Source organism: Profundibacterium mesophilum KAUST100406-0324 (assembly GCF_009835145.1).
Classification (GTDB): Bacteria; Pseudomonadota; Alphaproteobacteria; order Rhodobacterales; family Rhodobacteraceae; genus Profundibacterium; species Profundibacterium mesophilum.
Map to the genome: position 1 here is coordinate 137,578 of NZ_APKE01000014.1, position 20,073 is coordinate 157,650.

The 20,073-nt window shown below is 66.4% G+C and carries 23 protein-coding genes and 1 tRNA gene; 11 read left to right on the forward strand and 13 right to left on the reverse strand.

What is annotated here, in order from left to right:
- Positions 1-57 precede the first annotated feature (57 nt).
- From PMES_RS05635 to arfB, 4 genes are all read left to right on the forward strand, one after another.
- Complete coding sequence (locus PMES_RS05635) at positions 58-1,395, forward strand: MFS transporter (protein ID WP_159964546.1); 1,338 nt, start codon at positions 58-60, stop codon at positions 1,393-1,395.
- Positions 1,392-2,315 carry a penicillin-insensitive murein endopeptidase gene (gene mepA / locus PMES_RS05640; RefSeq protein ID WP_159964547.1) on the forward strand — a complete coding sequence of 308 codons (924 nt, stop codon included), beginning with the start codon at positions 1,392-1,394 and terminating at the stop codon, positions 2,313-2,315. Before PMES_RS05635 ends, mepA begins: the two co-directional genes overlap by 4 nt.
- On the forward strand, positions 2,312-3,190 hold the full coding sequence (locus PMES_RS05645) for an esterase-like activity of phytase family protein (RefSeq protein WP_236549709.1): 879 nt from the start codon (positions 2,312-2,314) through the stop codon (positions 3,188-3,190). The genes mepA and PMES_RS05645 overlap by 4 nt, the downstream gene beginning before the upstream one ends.
- Positions 3,191-3,516: 326 nt before the next feature.
- The gene (gene arfB / locus PMES_RS05650; RefSeq protein WP_159964549.1) at positions 3,517-3,939 is read left to right on the forward strand and encodes an alternative ribosome rescue aminoacyl-tRNA hydrolase ArfB; all 423 of its coding nucleotides are present in this window, start codon (positions 3,517-3,519) and stop codon (positions 3,937-3,939) included.
- A gap of 4 nt (positions 3,940-3,943) precedes the next feature.
- Here arfB and PMES_RS05655 read toward each other — a convergent pair whose 3' ends face one another.
- Both PMES_RS05655 and PMES_RS05660 read right to left on the reverse strand, forming a co-directional pair.
- On the reverse strand, positions 3,944-4,912 hold the full coding sequence (locus PMES_RS05655; protein ID WP_159964550.1) for a YihY/virulence factor BrkB family protein: 969 nt from the start codon (positions 4,910-4,912) through the stop codon (positions 3,944-3,946).
- A gap of 84 nt (positions 4,913-4,996) precedes the next feature.
- Positions 4,997-5,623, reverse strand: a complete 627-nt coding sequence (locus PMES_RS05660; RefSeq protein ID WP_159964551.1) for a GntR family transcriptional regulator — start codon at positions 5,621-5,623, stop codon at positions 4,997-4,999.
- Positions 5,624-5,743: 120 nt separating this feature from the next.
- On the opposite strand from PMES_RS05660, the gene PMES_RS05665 reads away from it, so the two are divergent.
- The 4 genes from PMES_RS05665 (at position 5,744) to PMES_RS05680 (ending at position 8,380) form a co-directional block, all read left to right on the forward strand.
- Entirely contained in the window at positions 5,744-6,319 is a 576-nt protein-coding gene (locus tag PMES_RS05665) for a phosphatase domain-containing putative toxin (protein WP_159964552.1), read from the forward strand.
- A 187-nt stretch (positions 6,320-6,506) separates the two neighbouring features.
- Positions 6,507-6,830 (forward strand): hypothetical protein, encoded by a 324-nt coding sequence (locus tag PMES_RS05670; protein ID WP_159964553.1) that lies wholly within the window; start codon positions 6,507-6,509, stop codon positions 6,828-6,830.
- 143 nt (positions 6,831-6,973) lie between these two features.
- On the forward strand, positions 6,974-7,909 hold the full coding sequence (locus PMES_RS05675) for a DMT family transporter (protein WP_159964554.1): 936 nt from the start codon (positions 6,974-6,976) through the stop codon (positions 7,907-7,909).
- 120 nt (positions 7,910-8,029) lie between these two features.
- Positions 8,030-8,380 (forward strand): PRC-barrel domain-containing protein, encoded by a 351-nt coding sequence (locus PMES_RS05680; protein ID WP_201288960.1) that lies wholly within the window; start codon positions 8,030-8,032, stop codon positions 8,378-8,380.
- 54 nt (positions 8,381-8,434) lie between these two features.
- Here the strand turns inward: PMES_RS05680 and aroC are convergent, their stop codons facing one another.
- The 8 genes from aroC to dapF form a co-directional block, all read right to left on the reverse strand.
- Positions 8,435-9,538 carry a chorismate synthase gene (gene aroC / locus PMES_RS05685; protein ID WP_159964555.1) on the reverse strand — a complete coding sequence of 368 codons (1,104 nt, stop codon included), beginning with the start codon at positions 9,536-9,538 and terminating at the stop codon, positions 8,435-8,437.
- Between the two features lie 163 nt (positions 9,539-9,701).
- Positions 9,702-10,499 (reverse strand): cytochrome c1, encoded by a 798-nt coding sequence (locus tag PMES_RS05690; protein ID WP_159964556.1) that lies wholly within the window; start codon positions 10,497-10,499, stop codon positions 9,702-9,704.
- A 17-nt stretch (positions 10,500-10,516) separates the two neighbouring features.
- Positions 10,517-11,860 carry a cytochrome b gene (locus tag PMES_RS05695; protein WP_159964557.1) on the reverse strand — a complete coding sequence of 448 codons (1,344 nt, stop codon included), beginning with the start codon at positions 11,858-11,860 and terminating at the stop codon, positions 10,517-10,519.
- Positions 11,861-11,872: 12 nt separating this feature from the next.
- Positions 11,873-12,433, reverse strand: coding sequence for a ubiquinol-cytochrome c reductase iron-sulfur subunit (gene petA, locus PMES_RS05700; protein WP_159964558.1), 561 nt, complete (start codon positions 12,431-12,433; stop codon positions 11,873-11,875).
- Between the two features lie 222 nt (positions 12,434-12,655).
- Positions 12,656-13,261, reverse strand: a complete 606-nt coding sequence (locus PMES_RS05705; RefSeq protein WP_159964559.1) for a glutathione S-transferase — start codon at positions 13,259-13,261, stop codon at positions 12,656-12,658.
- A 96-nt stretch (positions 13,262-13,357) separates the two neighbouring features.
- Positions 13,358-13,990 (reverse strand): FMN-binding negative transcriptional regulator, encoded by a 633-nt coding sequence (locus PMES_RS05710; protein WP_159964560.1) that lies wholly within the window; start codon positions 13,988-13,990, stop codon positions 13,358-13,360.
- A 181-nt stretch (positions 13,991-14,171) separates the two neighbouring features.
- Entirely contained in the window at positions 14,172-15,434 is a 1,263-nt protein-coding gene (gene mtaB / locus PMES_RS05715) for a tRNA (N(6)-L-threonylcarbamoyladenosine(37)-C(2))-methylthiotransferase MtaB (RefSeq protein WP_159964561.1), read from the reverse strand.
- Entirely contained in the window at positions 15,434-16,270 is an 837-nt protein-coding gene (dapF, locus tag PMES_RS05720) for a diaminopimelate epimerase (protein WP_159964562.1), read from the reverse strand. Before dapF ends, mtaB begins: the two co-directional genes overlap by 1 nt.
- Before the next feature lie 103 nt (positions 16,271-16,373).
- On the opposite strand from dapF, the gene PMES_RS05725 reads away from it, so the two are divergent.
- A tRNA-Lys gene (locus tag PMES_RS05725) sits at positions 16,374-16,449 on the forward strand.
- Positions 16,450-16,657: 208 nt separating this feature from the next.
- On the opposite strand, the gene egtB is transcribed toward PMES_RS05725, so the two are convergent.
- On the reverse strand, positions 16,658-17,950 hold the full coding sequence (egtB, locus tag PMES_RS05730; protein ID WP_159964563.1) for an ergothioneine biosynthesis protein EgtB: 1,293 nt from the start codon (positions 17,948-17,950) through the stop codon (positions 16,658-16,660).
- 218 nt (positions 17,951-18,168) lie between these two features.
- Between egtB and PMES_RS05735 the strand changes: the two genes are divergently transcribed.
- Together PMES_RS05735 and PMES_RS05740 are read left to right on the forward strand one after the other, a co-directional pair.
- Positions 18,169-18,303 carry an aa3-type cytochrome c oxidase subunit IV gene (locus PMES_RS05735; RefSeq protein ID WP_159964564.1) on the forward strand — a complete coding sequence of 45 codons (135 nt, stop codon included), beginning with the start codon at positions 18,169-18,171 and terminating at the stop codon, positions 18,301-18,303.
- Between the two features lie 14 nt (positions 18,304-18,317).
- A complete protein-coding gene (locus PMES_RS05740; RefSeq protein WP_201288961.1) occupies positions 18,318-18,965 on the forward strand; it encodes a hypothetical protein in 648 nt (215 codons plus the stop codon).
- Here PMES_RS05740 and PMES_RS05745 read toward each other — a convergent pair.
- Positions 18,950-19,279 (reverse strand): AzlD domain-containing protein, encoded by a 330-nt coding sequence (locus PMES_RS05745; protein ID WP_159964565.1) that lies wholly within the window; start codon positions 19,277-19,279, stop codon positions 18,950-18,952. The two genes, PMES_RS05740 and PMES_RS05745, sit on opposite strands and share 16 nt — an antisense overlap.
- Positions 19,276-20,013: an AzlC family ABC transporter permease gene (locus tag PMES_RS05750; RefSeq protein WP_159964566.1), complete on the reverse strand. Its 738-nt coding sequence runs from the start codon at positions 20,011-20,013 to the stop codon at positions 19,276-19,278. Before PMES_RS05750 ends, PMES_RS05745 begins: the two co-directional genes overlap by 4 nt.
- Positions 20,014-20,073: the final 60 nt, after the last annotated feature.

Here is a 20,073-nt window from a genome sequence, read left to right on the forward strand (position 1 = left end):
CGGGGGCCGCGCCCCCGAATGGGCCGGCGAGAAGGCCCCAGGGGAGGGGCGGCGGCGATGACCGGACGGATCGAGCGAAGACGCATCTGGGGGTGGTTCTTCTTCGACTGGGCGAGCCAGCCCTACAACACGCTGCTCCTGACCTTCATTTTCGGCCCCTACGTCAAGACCCTGCTGGGCGACGGCGCCGCGGCACAGGCAAGCTGGGGCTACGCGATCGCGGCGGCCGGGTTCGTGATCGCGCTTCTCGCGCCGGTGCTCGGCGCGCTTGCCGACGGGCGCGGCAACAGGATGCTGTGGATCTGGGCCTTCTCCCTGCTCTACGTGATCGGCGCATCGGGGCTGTGGTGGGCGCGGCCGGGTGATTTCGACCTGACCCTCGTGATGATCAGTTTCGCGATCGGCCTCATCGGGATGGAGTTCGCGACCATCTTCACCAACGCGATGCTGCCCGATCTGGGACCGCGCGAACAGATCGGCCGGATCTCGGGGAACGGATGGGCCTTCGGCTATCTCGGCGGCCTCGTCTCGCTGGTCCTGATGCTGCTGCTCTTCGCCGAGGATGCCGAAACGGGCCGCACGCTCATCGGGATCGAGCCCCTCTTCGGGCTGGATGCGGCGGCGCGCGAGGGAACGCGCTTCGTCGGGCCCTTCTCGGCGCTGTGGTATATCCTCTTCATGATCCCGTTCTTCGCCTGGATGCGTGATCCGGCGCCCGCCCGCCGTGCCGGGATCCCGGTGCGCCGCGCGCTGGCCGGGCTCGTGCAGACGGTGCGGCGCCTGCCGCGCAGGCGGTCCGAATTCGCCTTCCTCGGCGCCTCGATGCTCTATCGCGACGCGCTGAACGGGACCTATGCGCTGGGCGCGATCTTCGCGGCGGGCGTGCTCGACTGGTCGGTGGTGCAGACCGGCACATTCGGCATTCTCGCCGTGATCACCGGCGCCGTCTTTGCCTGGATCGGCGGGCGGGCCGATACCGCGCTCGGCCCCAGGCCGGTGATCATCGCCAGCATCCTCGCGCTGATCGCGGTGGTGACGGTCAGCGTTTTCGTCTCGCGCGAATCGCTTTTCGGCATGGCCCTCGCGCCCGGCTCCGCGCTGCCGGACATCGTCTTCTACGCGGTGGGCGCGGTGATCGGTGCCGCCGGCGGCGCGCTGCAATCGGCAAGCCGCTCGATGATGGTGCGGCAGGGCGATCCGGCGCGCATGACCGAGGCATTCGGCCTCTATGCCCTGTCGGGCAAGGCCACGGCCTTCATCGCGCCCCTCTCGATCGCCGTCGCGACCGACCTGAGCGGAAGTCAGCAACTGGGGATCATTCCGCTCATCGCGCTCTTCGCCTCGGGGCTTTTTCTGCTATCATGGGTGAAACCCGACGGAGATCGAGCAGCATGACATTTCTCAAGTTCTGGGCGCCGCTGGCTCTGGTGGCGGCGTTGGCCGGGTGCAGCGGCGGCTCGCGTAGCCTGCCGGCCTCGGCGCTTCCCACCATGCCCTCGCAGGGGGATATCGTCACCCGAAACGGCATGGCCAAGACCTTCTTCGGCGCAGCGACGGGCCCCGCCGCCCTGCCGCCCGCACCGATCGGAAGCTATGCCAAGGGATGCCTGGCGGGCGGCACGCAGCTGGCCGAGACGGGAGCGACCTGGCAGGCGATGCGGCTCAGCCGGAACCGTAACTGGGCCCATCCCCAGACAGTCGACTTCATCGAGGACCTGTCGCGCTCCATTGCGCGGCTGCCGGAGACCGAGGGCATCTATGTCGGCGATCTGTCGCAGCCCAAGGGCGGTCCGATGCTGACCGGCCATCGCAGCCACCAGATCGGCATGGATGCCGACATCTGGCTGATGCCGGCGCGGATCGGGCTCGACCGCGCCGAGCGCGAGCGGATCAGCGCGGTCAGCTACCGCCGCGACAGGGGCGCCTTCGTCAACGAGAAATGGTCGCGGGTCCAGCACGAGCTGGTCAAGGCCGCGGCAAACGATCCGCGGCTCGCCCGGATCTTCATCTTCCCCGGGGCCAAGGTCCGGATGTGCGCCGACGAGACGGGCAACCGCGACTGGCTGCGCAAGGTGCGGCCGTGGTATGGGCATCACTATCATTTCCATGCGCGGCTGAGCTGCCCGGAGGGCGCGCGTGACTGCGTCGATCAGGCCGCGCCGCCGCCCGGAGACGGCTGCGCCGAGGCGCAGGACTGGGTCGACAACATCCTCAACCCGCCGCCGCCCGATCCCAACGCTCCCCCCGCCAAGCCGCGTTCCGAATTGCAGATGGCCGACCTCCCGGCCCAGTGCCAAAGCGTCCTCGCCCGGTGATATCCTCCCTGATTGCCTTCGTGCTCGGCGTCGCCGGGGCCGATGCCGATGCCGGCACGCCCCGGCTCGACTATGTCGGCAGCTACACCTGGACCTCGCCCGACCCGCATCTGGGCGGCATGTCGGCGATCGAGATCGGCGATGACGGCCGCGATTTCGTGGCCCTGTCGGATCGCGGCTACATCGTGAGCGGCACATTGGAGCGCAAGGATGGCGCCGTGAGCGGCATCGCGGCGGGTGCGCTCGAGCCGCTGCGCGATATCAAGGGAGCGCCCGTCACCCGCAAGTGGAGCGATGCCGAAGGTCTCGCGCGGACGCCTGACGGGCGCCTTTTCATCTCCTTCGAGGCAAGGCACCGGCTTTGGGCCTACGAGGCGGCCGGCAGCCGCGCGATGCCGATGCCGGTCAATCCCGCTTTCCGTGAGCTGCAGCCCAATTCGGGGCTCGAAGCCCTCGCGATCGGGCCCGACGGCACCCTCTACGCGCTTCCCGAACGCTCCGGTAAGCTCGAGCGTCCCTTTCCCGTCTACCGCTTTGCCAAGGGCCGCTGGGACAGCCTGTTGTCCATCCCGCGTCGCGGCGAGCATCTGCCGGTCGGGGCGGATTTCGGCCCCGATGGCAAGTTCTACCTGCTGGAGCGTCATTTCACCGGGATCTTCGGCTTCTCCACGCGGGTGCGACGCTTCACGCTCGGTCCGGATGGCTTCACCGACGAGGAGGTCCTGCTTCAGACATGGACCGGGCGGCATGACAATCTCGAAGGCATCGCGGTCTGGGCCGATCGCGAAGGGACGATCCGAGTCACGATGCTCTCCGACGACAATTTCCATTTCCTGCAACGCACCGAACTCGTCGATTACCGCCTGAGCGAATAGGGGTATTGCGGGCATGCGTCGGCTCGCATGGAGTTGAGCAACCCCTTGCGCGAATTCTTTTGACATACACCAAATCTGTGCCACCTTCCCTTGTATCGGCAATGTAATGAAAGGAGGTGGTCCAGTGTCTAGAATGATGGTGGAGAATGAGGTCGGAACAGTCATGGGGGCCGATGTCTGAAGGCAGTCCTTCGGGCAGAACACACATGATTGGGCGCCTGCTCTAACCGGGCCCATCTCCTTATTATTCGAGGGGCCGCCGATATCCGGCGGCCCCTTCGATTTTGCAGGGCGGCCAAGCCGCGACATTACGCGTGAAGGACCCGATGCGGATAACTCCCCAGATCGAGCTCGCCGAATGGGAACTGACCGAACAGTTCGTGCAATCGGGCGGCCCAGGCGGCCAGAACGTCAACAAGGTCGCCACGGCCGTCGAGCTGCGTTTCGAGGCGGAGCGTTCTCCCAACCTTCCCGAGCCGGTCAAGGCCAGGCTCAGGCGGCTGGCCGGGCGGCGCTGGACCAAGGATGGGGCGATCGTCCTGAAGGTCTCCGACACGCGGAGCCAGGGCCGCAACCGGGAGCTGGCTCGTGCCCGCATGACCGAGCTGATCCGCGCCGCGCTCGAGCGCCCCAAGCGGCGGGTGCCCACCAAGCCTACCCTAGGCTCCAAACGCCGCCGTCTTGCCGGCAAGCGTCAGCGTGGAGAGGTCAAGGCGCTTCGCGGCACCGTCGACCCCTCCCAGGGCTGAGCCTTCAGGGCGACTTGCCGAGCGTATCGGCCTTGGCCGCGCCGCGTTTCCCGATCGGCCTCTCGGCGCCCGTGGTCGTGTCCTCGGCGGTCTGATGCTCCATCTCGGAGTTCAGCTCGGCCCCCAAGAGCACGATGAAGGCCGAAAGCCAGAGCCAGGTCAGAAGGATGATCACGCCGCCGATCGCCCCGTAGGTTTCGGAATAGCTACCGAAATTGGTCACGTAGATCGAGAACCCGATGGAGCCCGCCACCCAGATGATCATGGCGAGCACGGAGCCCCAGTTGATCCAGCGCCATTGCGGGTTCTCGCGCGAGGGGCCATAGCGGTAGATGATATCGAGCCCGAAGACCGTCAGCACCGCCATCAGGGGCCAGCGCGCCCAGATGATCAGCGTGTCCACCCAGCCGGGCAGTCCCATCGCGGCCACCGCGGCGGGCGCGGCGATGAGGGCCGAAAGCGCCATCACGAGACCCAAGATGAGGATCACCGTCAGCACCAGCGCGGTGATGTTGTACCGGATGAAGCCGCGCTTCTCCTCCTCGTCATAGGCGATGTTCATGCCTTCCATCAGCGTCTTCATCCCCTTCGACGCCCCGTAGATCGCGAGTGCAATGCTGATCACCGCGGTGATGCCGGCGCTGGTATCGTCGGCCGCAACTTGGTTTGCCTGCTCGCGCAGGATGTCCGCCGCGTCCTGCGGCAGCATGCCGGCAAGCTGCGCGATCTGCTCCTGCATCGCGGCCGGATCGAGGACCAGTCCGGCGATGGAGATCATCGCGGCGATGGTTGGAAAGATCGCGAGCAGTCCGAAGAAGGCGACGCCGGCGGCCACGACCGAGACGTGATCGTTCGTGATTTCGTTCTTGGTGCGCAGCAGGATGTCGCGCCAGCCCGGCTTGGGGATCTGTGAAGGTCGTTCGGCCTCGCGTCCTCGTGATTTCTGGGTGCGGGTCTTGGTTCTAGCCGCCATCGGGCCCTCCTCATCTGGACGGGGCCTCAACGCGAAGACGGCCCGAAAGTTCGACCCCGGGTGATGCCTCGGCGGAAAGGGCGGTCAGCGACCGCGCACGTCGCGCGCCACGACCGTGTAGAGCCCCGACCGATCGCCGGTTTCGGCAGCCTGCCGGGCCACTTGCAGGAGCCCCAGAAGCCGGCGGCGTCCCTCCTCGGGATCCTTGGCAAAATCGTGCATGTACCACCGGGTGAGGCGCCACTGGCTGGCACGGAGCGCATCCTCGAGGATGGTGTCCACCGCGAGCCCCGCCATGATATCGAGGAACTGGGCATACATGTCGAAGATCGCCACCTCGTCCATATCGCCGTCATTCTCGAGCATCCCCGCAAGCGCGCTGATCTCGAGCCTGGCCTGGAGCGGCACGGCGACCTGCTGCCCGCAATCGGCCGAGGCCATGAGCAGGGCGACGGCGACGCGCTTGTGCTCGGCCCTGTGTTCGGGGTCGAGCGTGGCGACGATCGTGCCTACCCCCGACTGGACCTGGACCAGACGCTCATAGGCAAGACGCTGCAGCACCTGCCTGATGGGCGTGCGCGACAGGCCGAACTCGATCGCGAGGGCGCCCTCGTGCAGCACGCTGCCCCCTTCGGTCCCGCCCGACAGGCAGATGCGCTGTCGGATCCGGTTGGCGATCTCGCTGCCGGCAACGCGCTTGGATGATGCCACTTTGGAGGGTCTCCTCGATGAAATATCGGTCTTGACAATAGAAACGTGTATACAAGCAGTTAAGCGGTTCCGCAAACGGATGCGGGTACTTTCGTTTTTACAACAATTAGGAATATCGGGATGGAAGATCACGATGAAATTTCGATCCGTGCACGCATCAGGACCCCGGAAGGCGGAATTCTGGTGATGACCGGCTTTCCGGGGCTGCTGATCGGGCATGATGGCGAGGCCTATATCGATATCGAAGCCATGGACGATACCTTCGCCGCCCTTGTGGAGGCGCGCGTGGGAACCTTGATCGTGATGGCCGGTGACGACGAGCTCCCCGAGGGGGCGGGATGCTGCCTTGCTGCCGCTGCCAAGCGTTCGGGCATCGCCATCATCAATATGCCAATTGAGGATTTCTCGACCCCGTCTGCGGAATTCGTAGAGAAATGGCGCGTAGTGGGGCCTCAATTGCACAAGTTGCTCGACCGGGGGGATGGATGCGCGCTGTCCTGCCATTACGGCGCCGGACGCAGCGGGATGATCGCGGCCCTGATGCTAATGGAGCGCGGGGCGGCGCCGGACGCGGCAATTTCGACCGTTCGCGCCCATTTCGACGAATCGATCGAGAACACCGAGCAGGAAAACTGGCTTCGGCATCGGCATATCGGCCACGAACATGGCGAGCGGGCCGGGGTCAGGCTGGGGTGACCTGCCGGTTTGGAGAGGTCAACCGTGGGCTTTGGTATCGTAACTGACAATTATTCGCAGAATCTTAACCTGCGCTAAACCCTGCCATAATTATGACACATTTGGGCATTCTACACTGGTATACAGGTTGATCGGCGAGCAGGTTCGCGGAGAAGCCAGGAGAAACAAAGCATCGGAAGGGGGGGCCATGTCGATCCATACTGCCATGGGCCATCTCGAACGTACCCCGGTGTGCACTACGATTGCCTCTGCGCGGCGCAAGTTGCCGGTCGAGGATTATTCGATCACCGCAGTGCGGTGGAACCGTGAATTCTGCCGGCTGGAAGCCGATGTCACCCTGACTTTCTGTGCCCGGGGCCTGTCCCGTCCCAAGGTGCATACGATCAAGACGAGCGTTGCTGTCCTGTCACATGCCCGCAAGGGTTCCCTGCGGGCCCGCCTTCTGCGGAACGCGCTCGATCTCGCTATCCTGATGCCCTTTTCCCCAAAAGGGGTCAGTTCCGCAGCCTGAGGGCTGCCCTGCCTCGCCGAACATTCGTTTGGTTCTGTGTCCAACTTCAAACGCTCCCTTTCGGGAGCGTTTTTTTTGCAGTTGCGGTGGATGATCCTTCTGCGCATCGTGCCGGCAGGTTGTCTTGGAACGCGGTGGAGATCATGGATATCAAGGCAATTCTCATGGGGCTCGCCTTCGCATTCATGTGGTCATCGGCCTTCACATCGGCCCGCATCATCGTCGCCGAGGCTCCACCGCTGAGCGCGCTGGCGCTGCGTTTCGCCATTTCCGGCACGCTGGGGATCATGCTCGCGCTCGCGCTTGGCCAGTCCTGGAAGCTCAGCCGGGCGCAGTGGAAAGCGACCGTGATCTTCGGAATATGCCAGAATGCTCTCTATCTCGGCCTGAATTTCGTGGCCATGCAGACGGTCGAGGCCGGGCTCGCGGCGATCATCGCCTCCTCCATGCCGCTCCTCGTCGCACTTGCCGGGACGCTTTTCTACAATGAGCGCATCTCCGGGCTCGCGGCGGCCGGGCTTGCCGCGGGTCTGCTCGGTGTCGCCCTGATCATGGGAAGCCGGTTGAGCGGCGGCGTCGATCTGGGCGGTCTTCTGCTCTGCGGTATCGGCGTCCTGGCTCTCACATTCGCGACCCTGTCGGTCCGCAGCGCCTCTTCCGGCGGCAACCTGATGATGGTCGTCGGTCTGCAGATGGTGATCGGATCGGCCGCGCTCACCCTCGTGGCGATCCCGCTCGAGACCTGGGACGTGACCTGGAGCACGCGGCTGACTTTTGCATTCGTGTATACAACTCTCGTGCCGGGACTGGCCGCGACCTTCGTGTGGTTCCTCCTCGTGGAGCGGATCGGGGCCGTTCGGGCGGCGACATTCCACTTCCTCAACCCCTTTCTCGGCGTTGCGATCGCCGCCGTCTTCCTGGGCGAACGGCTCGGCATCTTCGATCTGATCGGTGTGACGATCATCATGTTCGGTATCCTCGCTGTGCAGCTTTCACGGCATGCGGATGCGGGCCACAAGGGCGGATCCCGGCAAAAAGGACGGCGTATCGCCGCCGCCATTCGCCGTGGCAAGGGCTGAACGCGCCGCTGTCACCCGGCACCGGGAACGCGCGGCGCGCGGCGGGGGCGGAACGCGCATGGGCGGTCCCGCGTTTCCCGGATGCATGAGTGACATGCGTGCAAGCAGGGAGTGTCCAAGATGACCCATGGCAATCACGACATGGTTTCCTCGTCCGACGTGAACGGAACCGAGGTCTATTCAGAGGCCGGCGAGCATGTCGGAACGATCGACCACCTGATGATCGACAAGCAATCGGGCAAGGTCGCTTGGGCCGTGATGGGGTTCGGCGGGTTCCTCGGGCTCGGAGAGGCGCATTACCCGATCCCCTGGACGAAGCTAACCTACGAACGCTCGCGCGGCGGTTTCGTCACCGATATCTCGCGTGAGCAGCTCGAAGCGGCACCTTCGCGGCCCGAACGTTGGACCGAGGACCGTGCTTGGGAGGAGCAGGCGCATCTGCATTACGGCGCGCCTTTCTACTGGATCTGAGGGCGCGGGGCAGGGCAGCCGCGAAAGTGTGCGATCGGCGGGGTGGCCCGGCCCCTAGCCGATCGCCCCCGGCAATCCGCCGCCCGTCTGCCCGCGATGCAAAAGGAAATGGTCGAGGATCACCGCCGCGGCCATCGCCTCGCCCACCGGCACGGCCCGGATGCCGACGCATGGGTCGTGCCGGCCCTTGGTGACGATGTCGCTCTCGCGGCCCTGCTTGTCGATGGTGCGCCGCGTCTTGAGGATGCTGCTGGTCGGCTTGACCGCGAAGCGCAGCACGATGTCCTGCCCCGTCGAGATGCCACCGAGAATGCCGCCCGAGTGATTCGAGCCATAGACGGGACCGTCGGGGCCCATCGTGATCTCGTCGGCATTCTGCTCTCCGGTCAGCATGGCGGCCGCCATGCCCTCACCGATCTCGACGCCCTTGACGGCATTGATGCTCATCATCGCCGCCGCAAGTTCGGTGTCGAGTTTGGCGTAGACGGGCGCGCCGAGCCCGGCGGGCGGGTTCTCGATCCTGATCTCGATCATGGCGCCGACGGAGTTGCCCGATTTGCGCAGCGTGTCGAGGTAGTCGGCCCATTCCTCGGCGGCGCCGGCATCGGGAACCCAGAACGGGTTCCTGGCGATCTCCTCCATGTCGAAGGCGGCCCGGTCGATCGTTTTCTCGCCCATCTGCACCATGTAGCCAGTGATGCGCATCTCGGGCGCGAGTGCGCCGAGCGCTTCCCGCGCGACCCCGCCCGCGGCGACCCGCGCGGCCGTCTCCCGCGCCGAGGAACGCCCGCCGCCGCGATAGTCCCGGATCCCGTATTTCTGCCAATAGGTGATGTCGGCATGGCCGGGGCGGAATTTCTCGGCGATCTCGCCGTAATCCTTGGAGCGCTGATCGGTGTTACGGATCATCAGCTGGATCGGCGTGCCGGTCGTCCGGCCCTCGAAGACGCCGGACAGGATCTCGACCGCATCCGCTTCCTGCCGCTGGGTGGTGTAGCGCGAGGTGCCGGGCTTGCGCCGATCGAGCCAGACTTGCAGCATCTGCGCGTCGAGCGCGATCCCCGGGGGGCATCCGTCGACGGTCGCGCCGAGCGCCGGGCCGTGGCTCTCGCCCCAGGTCGTGACGCGAAAGAGATGTCCGTAGCTGTTCAGGCTCATGGCGGGGCGCTCCTTGTTCGCAGCGTTCCTAGCGCCGCCTCGTTCCCTTCTCAAGCCTCGGGATGATCGCGGCCGGCACCGTCTTCGTGCCCATCCGTTCATGCGAAGGGGCGCGTCCTCGCGGCGCGCCCCTTCAAATCCTTCGGCAATGTCGATCCGCGGATCAATCCTTGCCGGGACCCTCGCGTCTCTTCACTGGCGCCCAGATGCGCTTGTTGGTGAAGTAGAGCAGGACCGACAGCAGGACCAGCATGCCGACACCGACGAAACCGGCCTGTTTACGGGCCGCGAGCTTTGGCTCGGCGGTCCACATCAGGAAGGCCGCAACGTCCTTGGACTCGGCGCTCAGGTCATTGGCATGGCCGTCATCGAACTCCACGTCCTCGCCGACGAGCGGCGGGCCCATCGCGATCCAGCCGCCCGGATAGGCGGTGTTCTCGTAAAGGACCGCCCCGGCCTCCTCCTTCTGCTCGCCGGTATAGCCGGTCAGCAGCGAGTAGATGTATTCCGGGCCGCCCATGCCCTTGACGATCTGGTTGATGCCAAGGCCGTAGGGACCGTGGAAGCCGGCCCGTGCCTTGGCCATCAGGCTGAGGTCAGGGGCGTTCGCCAGGTTGCTTTCGGGGAAGCTGTCGGTGGGCTTCGCGGCACGGAAATCGTCGAGCTCGGGGTCGAAGACCTCGTAATTCTCGGCATAGGCGCGGACCTGCGCCGCCGAGAATTGCGGACCGCCCTCGTCGCCGAGCGTGCGCAGCGGCACGTATTTCAGGCCGTGACAGGCCGAGCAGACCTCGGTGTAGACCTTCAGCCCGCGCTGCAGCTGCAGCTGATCGTAGGAGCCGAACGGTCCCTCGAAGGAGAAGTCCGGATCCTTGATCTTCTGCTCGCCGGCGGCGGCGAACGCGCCGCCCGCCGAGAGACCCAGCGCGAGCGCTGCGGTGATGGTGAGATGCTTGAGCATTGTGATGCGGTCCTTTCTCACTCGGCCGGCTTGACGATGGTATGGGTGCCGCCGGTCTTAGGCTCGTAATGCGCCTTGAAGTCGTCTTCGATGGTCATCGGCTGGGGCAACGGCTTCTCGATGACGCCGAGCAGAGGCAGGATCACCAGGAAATAGGCGAACCAGTAGGCCGCACCGATCAGGGCGATCGTCGCATAGGGCTCCTCGGCGGGCATCGCGCCGACCCACATCAGCACCATGAAGTCCACGACGAGCAGGGCGAACCACCACTTGAACATCGGGCGGTAGCGGCCCGAACGGACGCTCGACGTGTCGAGCCAGGGTGCCAGGGCCATCACGAAGATGGCGCCGAACATCGCCAGCACACCGAAGAACTTGGCATCCACGATGCCGCCGGTGACGAAGCTGGCGATCTGCACGACCCAGACCTCGGACGTGAAGGCCCGCAGGATCGCGTAGAAGGGCAGGTAGTACCATTCGGGAACGATATGCGCCGGGGTCACCAGCGGGTTCGCCTCGATGTAGTTGTCGGGGTGGCCGAGATAGTTCGGCATGAAGCCGACGATCGCGAAGAACACCGCCAGGATCACCGCCAGGGCGAAGAGGTCCTTGAGCACGAAGTAGGGCCAGAAGGGCAGGGTATCGCGCTCGGCTTCCTCGCGGCTGGTGCGGCGCACCTCGACCCCGGTGGGGTTGTTGTTGCCGGTGGTGTGGAAGGCCCAGATATGGACGATCACCAGGCCGGCGATGATGAAGGGCAGCAGGTAATGCAGGCTGAAGAAGCGGTTCAGCGTGGCCTGATCGACCGCCGGTCCGCCAAGGAGCCACATCTGCAGGCCTTCGCCGATGAAGGGGATCGCGCCGAAGAGGCCGGTGATCACCGTTGCACCCCAGAAGGACATCTGGCCCCAGGGAAGCACGTAGCCAAGAAAGCCGGTGGCCATCATCAGCAGGTAGATCAGCATGCCGATGATCCACGTGACCTCGCGCGGTTCCTTGTAGGAGCCGTAGTAGAGGCCGCGGAAGATATGCAGGTAGACCGCGACGAAGAACAGCGAGGCGCCGTTCGAGTGCAGGTAGCGCAGCATGAAGCCGCCATTCACGTTGCGCATGATATGCTCGACGCTCGCGAAGGCGTTGTTGATGTTCGGCGTGTAATGCATGACCAGGATGATTCCGGTGATGATCTGCAGCGCCAGGGTGAAGACGAGGACGATGCCCCAGATCCACATCCAGTTGAGGTTCTTGGGGGTGGGGATCATGATCGTGTCGTAGAGCAGCCCGACGATCGGCAGACGGCGGTGGAGCCAACGCTCGCCGCCCGTCTTCGGCTGGTAGTGGTCGTGCGGAATTCCGGACATTGCGTCTCTCCTCTAGCCGAGCACGATGGTGGACTCGTCCGCGAAGGACGCCACCGGAATATGCAGGTTCTCGGGCGCGGGGCCTTTGCGGATGCGGCCGGCCGTGTCGTAATGCGAGCCGTGGCAGGGGCAGAACCAGCCGCCGAAATCACCGGCCTCACCGAGCGGGACACAGCCCAGATGCGTGCAGACGCCGATCTGCACCAGCCACTCACCGGTATCGTCGAGCGCGCGGTTCTGATCGGTGGCGGCACCGGCATCGTCGAGATTGGGATTGCGGGCGATCTGATCGGGCAGGTCGCTGACATCGACCGAACGGGCCTGCTCGATCTCCTCGGGGGTCCGGCGGCGGATGAAGACCGGCTTGCCGAGATACTTCACCGTGAGCTGGGAGCCGAGCTCGACGCCGGAGACGTCGACGCGAATCGAGGACAGCGCCTGGACGTCCGCCGAGGGGTTCATCTGGTTGACCAGCGGCCAGACGGCAGCGCCGGCCACCACGGCTCCGGTTCCCGCAGTCGCGTAGAACAGGAAGTCCCTCCGCGTGCCGCCATGGTCATCTGCATGTGACATGAAGCATCTCCATTCTCTTCGTCCATCCACCAATCCCATGCATCGGCAAGAGCGGCGGGTCAGAATCCCAGATGCTCGGCGGGCTGCCGCGCATCGTCGCATTTCTCTAGCGCCGTAGCGCCTTGCGGTCCAGCGGTCAAACCCGCGCAGGGGCGGGGGCGCGATAAGCCGGGAGGCGTGGCCGGTGGACCGCCCCCCGGCACACGCGCCTCGCGCCGCGTCTCAGGCCGAAGGCCGGCTTTCGCGCATCGACGCGCGCTGCTCGAAGCGCTCGAACCAGCGCGCCAGAGCCCCGTGCCCCTGCCGCCAGTCCTTCGTGTCATGGCGAAAATCGAGATAGCCCAGCGCGCAGCCGACCGCGATCTGCCCGATGTCGAGAGGTCCGGCGAGATGGCTCATCCAGCCCTCCTCGAGCGCGTCGAGCGCGCGGTCGATCTTGCCCCATTGTCCCGCGATCCAGTCCTGCGAACGGCCGCCCTCGGGCCGCAGCCGCCCCTCGTAGGTGATCGAGATCGCGGCATCCATCATCCCGTCCGCCAGCGCCTCGAGGGTCAGAACCTCCCAGATGCGCGGGGCGGGATAGAGCGCGCCGCCTGCCCGCTCGCCGAGATAGCGGCAGATGACACGGCTGTCATAAAGCGCGGGGCCGTCGGGGCGCGTCAGCACGGGGATCTTGCCCAGCGGATTATGCGCATGGGCCGCGCCCTCCTGGCCGACAGGGCTGACCGTGGCGGGAACGCAGGCGACCTCGGCCAGCTGCGCGGTTTCGTGAAGCACGACCATGACCTTGCGCACGAATGGCGATGCGGCGGCGTGGAAAAGCTGCATGTCGGGTCTCCGGATTGCTGCGCGAGCAGCCTACGCCGGCGGTCGAGGGCCTGTCCATCCACACCGGGGGCAGGAGGGCCGGGGGCGGCAAGGCGCTCACTTCTCCCGCAGCCCGTCCGCCGCCATCATCATCGCCATCAACCCCACCTCGAGGCCGGGGCCGCCGCCGGCCTCCATGCCGCGCACCGCGCCCTCGCGCGCGGGACCGGGCTTGTTCTGCGACATCTTCCATGTGCCCTCCACGGTCTGCACATGCAGTCGGCACGGAACGATGGCCCGCATCATCTTGTCGCGGGCGCCGGGGGTCATCTTGGCGGCCGTCCAAGGTGCCTTGGGCGACAACTGTGCCTCGGCATGGGCCGATTGCGCATCGAGCACCCCCGCCAGGGCTTCCCGGGGCAAACGCTCGAGCCGGCCGCGCAGATGCACGGCCACGTAGTTCCAGGTCGGCACCTGGTCGGGAATGCCATACCAGTCCGGCGACACGTAGCCATCAGGCCCGCTCACCACGAGGCTCGCCTCGGCAGGCTCGTCCAGCAGGGCAAGCACCGGGTTGCTGCGCACCAGGTGCAGATCGGCCTGCCGCCCCTGACTGTCCAGAACGAAGGGCAGATGGGCCAGGGCGGGAGACGCGGCGCCGTTGAGCGCGAGAAGACCGAAGCCGCGCTCGCGTGCGAAATCGAGGCTCAGCTGGTCCGGAGCCCGCCGGAAGATCGGATTGGGATGCATCTCGTCGCCCTTCTACGCCGGCAGGATTGCAAGCCCGGGCGGAACTGCAAAGGGCCGATCATCCGGCGCGGACTGTGCCGCTGCGTCACGCGCCCGGCGCCCTGAAGGGCCCGCCGCGAGGGGGGGAATGGCGGGATGGCCGCTGTCCAGTCTCGCGGCGACCCTTGGGGGCGGGGGCCGGTCAGGCGGCGCGGAGCTTGCCGCCCTCGTGACCATGCACCCGCACGTGGTTCAGCGTGCCCTCCTCGCGCGGCGCATCGAGGATCACTTCGGCAAATTGCTCGGTTCGGCCCATCAGGGGCGATTCCATCAAGATCACATGTTCCTTGCCGCGCTGCGCCTCGAGATGGGCGGCCACGCGCGCGGCGCCGGCATCACGCAGCCGCGCGGCCCGGTCCTTGATCACGCTGCCGGCGACACCGGGCATGCGCGCGGCCGGGGTTCCGGGCCGGGGCGAGTAGGGAAACACATGCAGCCATGTCAGCCCGCATTCCGCCACAAGTTTCAGCGAATCGGCGAAATGCGCCTCCGTCTCCGTGGGAAAGCCCGCGATGATGTCGGCGCCGAAGGTCATTTCGGGGCGCAGCCGCCGCGCCTCCTCGCAAAAGGCGATCGCGTCATCGCGCAGATGGCGCCGCTTCATGCGTTTGAGGATCAAGTCGGCGCCGTGCTGCAAACTCAGGTGCAGATGCGGCATCAGGCGCGGCTCGGTCGCGATGGCCAGCATCAGGTTCTCATCCGCCTCGATGCTGTCGATCGAGGAGATCCGCAGGCGCGGCAGATCGGGCACGAGACGCAGGAGTCGCATCACCAGGTCGCCGAGCCGGGGCTGACCGGGCAGATCGCCGCCCCATGAGGTCAGGTCCACCCCGGTGAGGACCACTTCATTGTAGCCGCGATCGACCAGCCGCCTGACCTGATCGACCACCACGCCGGCCGGAACCGAGCGCGAGTTGCCGCGCCCGTAGGGGATGATGCAGAAGGTGCAGCGGTGATCGCAGCCGTTCTGCACCTGCACGTAGGCGCGCGAGCGGGTGCCGAAGCCGTCGATCAGGTGACCGGCGGTCTCGCGCACCGACATGATGTCATCGACCTGCACGCGTTCCGTCTCGCCGGTGAAATCGGGCGCCATGGCGGCCCATGTGGCGGGCTGCATCTTCTCGGTATTGCCGATCACGCGGTCCACCTCGGGCATCTGCGCGAAACTGCCCGGATCGGTCTGCGCCGCGCAGCCGGTGACGATGATCTGCGCGTCGGGATGGCTGCGGCGCAGGCGGCGAATGTCCTGGCGCGCCTTGCGGACCGCCTCCGAGGTGACGGCGCAGGTGTTGACGATGACGGCGTTCTCGAGTCCCGCTCCCTGCGCGAGCTCCTTCATCGCCTCGCTCTCGTACGCGTTGAGGCGGCAGCCATGGTTCGAGAAGACGGGAGCGGAAGGTGCCATCACAGGTCCCCGAGGAAGTCGCGGCCGAACCGCGCGGTAAAGACATGCATCGTCGGCCCGGTCATCCAGACGCCGTCCTCGCGCCAGTCGATCTCGATCCGGCCCCCGTCGAGGTCGATGATCACGTGACGCCCGGTCAATCCGCGCCGGAAGGCCGCCACCGCGGTGGCGCAGGAGGAGGAGCCGGAGGCCAGCGTGATCCCGGTGCCGCGTTCCCAGACGCGCATCCGCAGGTGGTTCTCCCCGATCACCTGTGCCACCTGCACGTTGGTGCGTTCGGGAAAGAGCGCGTGATGCTCGATGCGGGGGCCGAACTTCGCCAGGTCGACCGCGCCGGCATCCTCGACGAAGAAGGTGCAATGCGGATTGCCCATCCCCGTGGCGACCGGATCGCCCTCGATCGGAAGGTGCAGCGTGTCCGTCTCCCGCGCGAGGGGAATATCGGCCCAGTCGGTCCTTGGCGGCCCCATGTTCACCGAGGTCAGCCCGCCGCCCGCGTCATGCGCCTCCAGAAGCCCGTGATCGGTGCGCAGCGATAGCGACCGCCCCCCGCCCGCGCCCATCATGTAGCGTGCGATGCACCGCGTGGCATTGCCGCAGGCCGCCGAGAGCGTGCCATCGGCGTTCCAGAAGGTCAGGCGCGCATCCGCCTCCGCGTCGCTGTCGATCGCGGCGAGCTGGTCGAAGCCGACGCCGCGCTGGCGGTCGGCCAGGGCCCGCGCCAGGGCCGGCGTGATCTCCACCGATTGCTGGCGGCGGTCGAAGACGACGAAGTCGTTGCCGAGCCCGTGCATCTTCATGAAGGTCGGCCCGGTCGTATTGTCACGCTGTTCCATGGGCGCGCATATAGACCCGGTGGACGCGGTTGGAAAGACAAGTCCGGTTTGTGTCGAATTTCCGCTTGACCCCCCTGCCGCCCAAAGTTAGCTAGCCCCCCGTGGGCCGTTAGCTCAGTTGGTAGAGCAACTGACTTTTAATCAGTGGGTCGCAGGTTCGAATCCTGCACGGCTCACCACTGATCCCGGATCGAGATCGAAAGTCCCGCCCTGCGGGCCGCGGCCTTTGCGCCGGGAGCGGCCGTGCGATGGGGCCGCGCCTGGAAGCGGCGCCCCCCTCCTGATGGAAAATCTGCCTGTGCCGCGTCATGCTTGCCCTTGCCGGGCAGGGTGACCGCCGCAACGCCCGCGCCTCGCGGCGCGGATCGCTGGGGCTGCCGTTGCCGTTCAGGCGTCCCGCGCCAGACGCAGTCCCAGCATCTGCCATCTTTGATGGGGATAGAAGAAGGTGCGGTAGCTTTCGCGCATCTGCGCGCGCGGGGTGGCGCAGGAGCCGCCACGCAGCACCATCTGGTTGATCATGAACTTGCCGTTATACTCGCCCAGCGCCCCTTCCGGCGGACGAAAGCCGGGATAGGGGGTGAAGGGGCTGGACGTCCATTCCCACACATCGCCCCAGAATCCGCCGCCGGGCAGGGGACGCAGCGCGCCGCTCTCGAGGAAATTGCCCTCGATGGGGTGATCGCGCGCCGCCAGTTCCCATTCCTGTTCCGTCGGCAGCCGCGCCCCGGCCCAGCGGGCATAGGCCTCGGCTTCGTAATAGCTGACATGCACCACGGGCGCGTCGAGATGCACGGGCTGCGGGCCGCGCAGCGTATAGCACCACCATTCGCCCTCCTGCTGCCACCAGTAGAGCGGCGCATCCCAGCCCTCGCGTTGCCTGACGGCCCAGCCTTCCATCAGCCACAGCGTCTGATCGGAGTAACCGCCCGCCTCGATGAAGGCGATCCAGTCGCGATTGCTCACCGGGCGCTCGGCGATCTCGTAGGGCGCGACATAGACCTTGTGGCGCGGTCCTTCGCAATCATAGGCAAAGGCGTCGCCCTCGTGGCCGATCTCGACGAGGCCGCCCTCATGCGCGGCATAGGCGAGGGGCTGTTCGGCGGCGACGGGCATCGGCTCGGGCGGGGAATAGACGGGCAGGAGCGGGTTGTAGGAGAACCCGTGCAGCAGGTCGGTCACGAGCAGTTCCTGGTGCTGCATCTCGTGGTGGCAGCCAAGCTCGACCAGCCACGCGATCTCCTCCAGATCGTTGCGCCGGGATGACATCAGTGCGCCGATCGCCTCATCCACATGCGCGCGATAGGCCATGACGGCCTCGGTTCCGGGGCGCGAGACGAGGCCGCGCTTGTTGCGGGCATGGCGGGGGCCGGCCTGCACGTAATAGGAATTGAACAGGAAGGCGAAGCGCGCATCGGGGGTTTCGTAATCGGGCACATGCGGCTTCAGGATGAATTCCTCGAAGAACCAGGTGGTATGGGCGAGATGCCAGTTGGGCGGGCTCGCATCCTCCATCGACTGGATCATCATGTCCTCGGGCGCGAGAGGGGCGGCGAGGGTCCTCGACCGGGCCCGTGTCCGCTCGAACAGCGCCGCGATGCGCGCGACCGGATCCTCGGCGGCATTCGCGGGCGTGGCGTCCGCGCTCGCCGGTCTGGAATTGGATGTATTGGGGGACATGAAGCTGGCTCCTCGTGAAACGACAGGGCCGTGCCGGGGCCTGCCGGCGCAGCATGGGTCAAAATGCGCAAACGCGCGCCCTTGTTCCACGCAGGCCGGGTTTTCCGCTCGCCCCCGCGCCCCTGCGGCGCTTTTCCCCACCCCGTGCCTCGTGACAGGGAGGGAGGGATCGTTTATCGGATAAGCCGGATACCGTTTTGTTGAGGGAAGACCCGCATATGGAAAAGCACCGCATCGGCACGATGGACATTTCGGTCCAGGAAAAGACCTTCGCCGGCTTCATCGCCTGGGTGAAATGGACCACGGTGGCGATCATCGTCTCGCTCGTCGCGCTCGCGCTGATCAACGGCTGAGCGGTCAACGAGCCATGCGCAACCTGATGGCCGCGCTCGCCGCGGCCGCCCTGCTCGGCGGATGCGCCGCCACGTCCGGCGGCCCGCCGGAGCGGACGGCCCCGGTGCAGCGGGCGGCCTATGCGCAGTCCGGCCCGTCCAGCCTGACGCTCTACACGGTGATCAACAACCGTTCGGGGGCGGGGGCGCATACCGGGCTTTTGATCAATGCCAGCCAGCGGGTCCTGTGGGATCCGGCGGGCTCGTTCTATCATCCGGACGCGCCGGAGCGCGGCGACGTGCTCTATGGCTTCACCCCGCAGATCGAGCTGGTCTACGAGGATTACCACGCCCGCGAGACGTTCCGCATCGTCGAGCAGACGGTCGAGGTCGCGCCGGAGATCGCCGAGCAGGCGCTGCGTCTCGCCATGGGCAAGGGCGCGGCGAGCCGGTCGACCTGCTCGCTCAGCACGACATCGATCCTGCGGCAGCTTCCCGGCTTCGAGGCGATCGGCAGCAGCTGGTTTCCCAAGGTGACGATGGCGCGGTTCGGCGCGCTCGACGGGGTGACGCAAAAGGTCATCACCGACGACGACGCCGATGCAAATCACGGTGTGCTGATCCGTGCGGAGCGGCGCAACGTCCCGAAGGTGCCGCCGCCGCAGCTTCAGGACAGCAGGTAGAGCCCGCCATAGAGCGCGACGGCCCCCGCGAGGGCGGCCAGGAGCATGTTGCGCGTCAGAAGTCCCACACCGAGCGCAGCGAGCGCGGCCGCGGCGCGCGGCGGATCGAAGCTGCCGCCCGTGGCGCTCGGCCACAGGACCATCGGCGCCACCATCCCCGGCAGGACGGCCACCGGCGTGTAGCGCAGCAGGCGCAGCACCAGTGGCGGCATGGGGCGATCGCCGATCAGGCCGAGAAAAGAGAACCGGATCGCGAATGTTCCCACCGCGAGCAGCGCGATCACCAGCCAGATCTCGGCGGCACTGTGGTTCATGTCCCTCCTCCCTTTTCCGCGCGGCGCGGCCCGGCGCCCTCGATCAGCGTTTCGGCGGCGGCCCCCGCCACCATCGCGGCCCCCGCCGCGATCAACAGTCCCAGTCCCGCCGGCAGCCAGGCGAGCGACAGCGCGACCACGACCGAGACCAGCGCGGCCAGCAGATGGGCCGCGGTCTTGAGCATCGGGCCGAGCAGGGCGATGAACATGATCGGCAGGGCGAAATCGAGCGCCCAGCTTTCGGGAATGCGTGCGCCGAGCAGCGCCCCGAGCAGGGTGCAGCCGTACCAGGCCGGCACGATCGGCGTGGCGATGCCGAAATAGAAGCCGATCTTCTGCCCGGTGCTCATCTGCGGGCGCGCCTCGTATTCGGCGATGCTCGCGGCATAAGTCTGATCGAAGTTCATGTAGGAGACGAGCGCCCGTTGCCACAGCGGTGCCGCGCCCAGATGCGGCACGAGGGCTGCCGAATACATCGCCATGCGCAGGTTGATCGCCAGTGCCGTCGCCAGAACCGCCCAGAGCGGCGCGTTCTCGACCAGCATCGACAGCGCAGCGAACTGCGCCGAGCCCGCGATCACCAGTGCCGAGAAACCCATGATCTGCGCCAGCGACAACGCCGCCTCCGCCGCGACCACCCCGAACAGCGTGGCGAAGGGCGCGATGACCAGCACGAAGGGCGCTCCTTGCACGAGGCCGCGCGCCCATTCCGATTTCATGGTGGAGCCTGTCACCGAGACATCCTAGATTGCCACTTGTCGAGCCGGCTTTGCCCTAATGCTTCCGCAGGATCA

Bases quoted from the DNA above. Each gene is read 5' to 3' on its own strand.
- PMES_RS05710 (WP_159964560.1), bottom strand. From the start codon at position 13,990: ATGCATCCCAATCCGATCTTCCGGCGGGCTCCGGACCAGCTGAGCCTC.
- PMES_RS05745 (WP_159964565.1), bottom strand. From the start codon at position 19,279: ATGAACCACAGTGCCGCCGAGATCTGGCTGGTGATCGCGCTGCTCGCG.
- PMES_RS05675 (WP_159964554.1), top strand. From the start codon at position 6,974: ATGGATATCAAGGCAATTCTCATGGGGCTCGCCTTCGCATTCATGTGG.
- mtaB (WP_159964561.1), bottom strand. From the start codon at position 15,434: ATGGCACCTTCCGCTCCCGTCTTCTCGAACCATGGCTGCCGCCTCAAC.
- PMES_RS05680 (WP_201288960.1), top strand. From the start codon at position 8,030: ATGACCCATGGCAATCACGACATGGTTTCCTCGTCCGACGTGAACGGA.
- PMES_RS05665 (WP_159964552.1), top strand. From the start codon at position 5,744: ATGGAAGATCACGATGAAATTTCGATCCGTGCACGCATCAGGACCCCG.
- aroC (WP_159964555.1), bottom strand. From the start codon at position 9,538: ATGAGCCTGAACAGCTACGGACATCTCTTTCGCGTCACGACCTGGGGC.
- PMES_RS05670 (WP_159964553.1), top strand. From the start codon at position 6,507: ATGTCGATCCATACTGCCATGGGCCATCTCGAACGTACCCCGGTGTGC.
- egtB (WP_159964563.1), bottom strand. From the start codon at position 17,950: ATGTCCCCCAATACATCCAATTCCAGACCGGCGAGCGCGGACGCCACG.
- dapF (WP_159964562.1), bottom strand. From the start codon at position 16,270: ATGGAACAGCGTGACAATACGACCGGGCCGACCTTCATGAAGATGCAC.
- arfB (WP_159964549.1), top strand. From the start codon at position 3,517: ATGCGGATAACTCCCCAGATCGAGCTCGCCGAATGGGAACTGACCGAA.
- PMES_RS05655 (WP_159964550.1), bottom strand. From the start codon at position 4,912: ATGGCGGCTAGAACCAAGACCCGCACCCAGAAATCACGAGGACGCGAG.
- PMES_RS05735 (WP_159964564.1), top strand. From the start codon at position 18,169: ATGGAAAAGCACCGCATCGGCACGATGGACATTTCGGTCCAGGAAAAG.
- PMES_RS05705 (WP_159964559.1), bottom strand. From the start codon at position 13,261: ATGCAGCTTTTCCACGCCGCCGCATCGCCATTCGTGCGCAAGGTCATG.
- petA (WP_159964558.1), bottom strand. From the start codon at position 12,433: ATGTCACATGCAGATGACCATGGCGGCACGCGGAGGGACTTCCTGTTC.
- PMES_RS05695 (WP_159964557.1), bottom strand. From the start codon at position 11,860: ATGTCCGGAATTCCGCACGACCACTACCAGCCGAAGACGGGCGGCGAG.
- PMES_RS05635 (WP_159964546.1), top strand. From the start codon at position 58: ATGACCGGACGGATCGAGCGAAGACGCATCTGGGGGTGGTTCTTCTTC.
- PMES_RS05740 (WP_201288961.1), top strand. From the start codon at position 18,318: ATGCGCAACCTGATGGCCGCGCTCGCCGCGGCCGCCCTGCTCGGCGGA.
- PMES_RS05690 (WP_159964556.1), bottom strand. From the start codon at position 10,499: ATGCTCAAGCATCTCACCATCACCGCAGCGCTCGCGCTGGGTCTCTCG.
- mepA (WP_159964547.1), top strand. From the start codon at position 1,392: ATGACATTTCTCAAGTTCTGGGCGCCGCTGGCTCTGGTGGCGGCGTTG.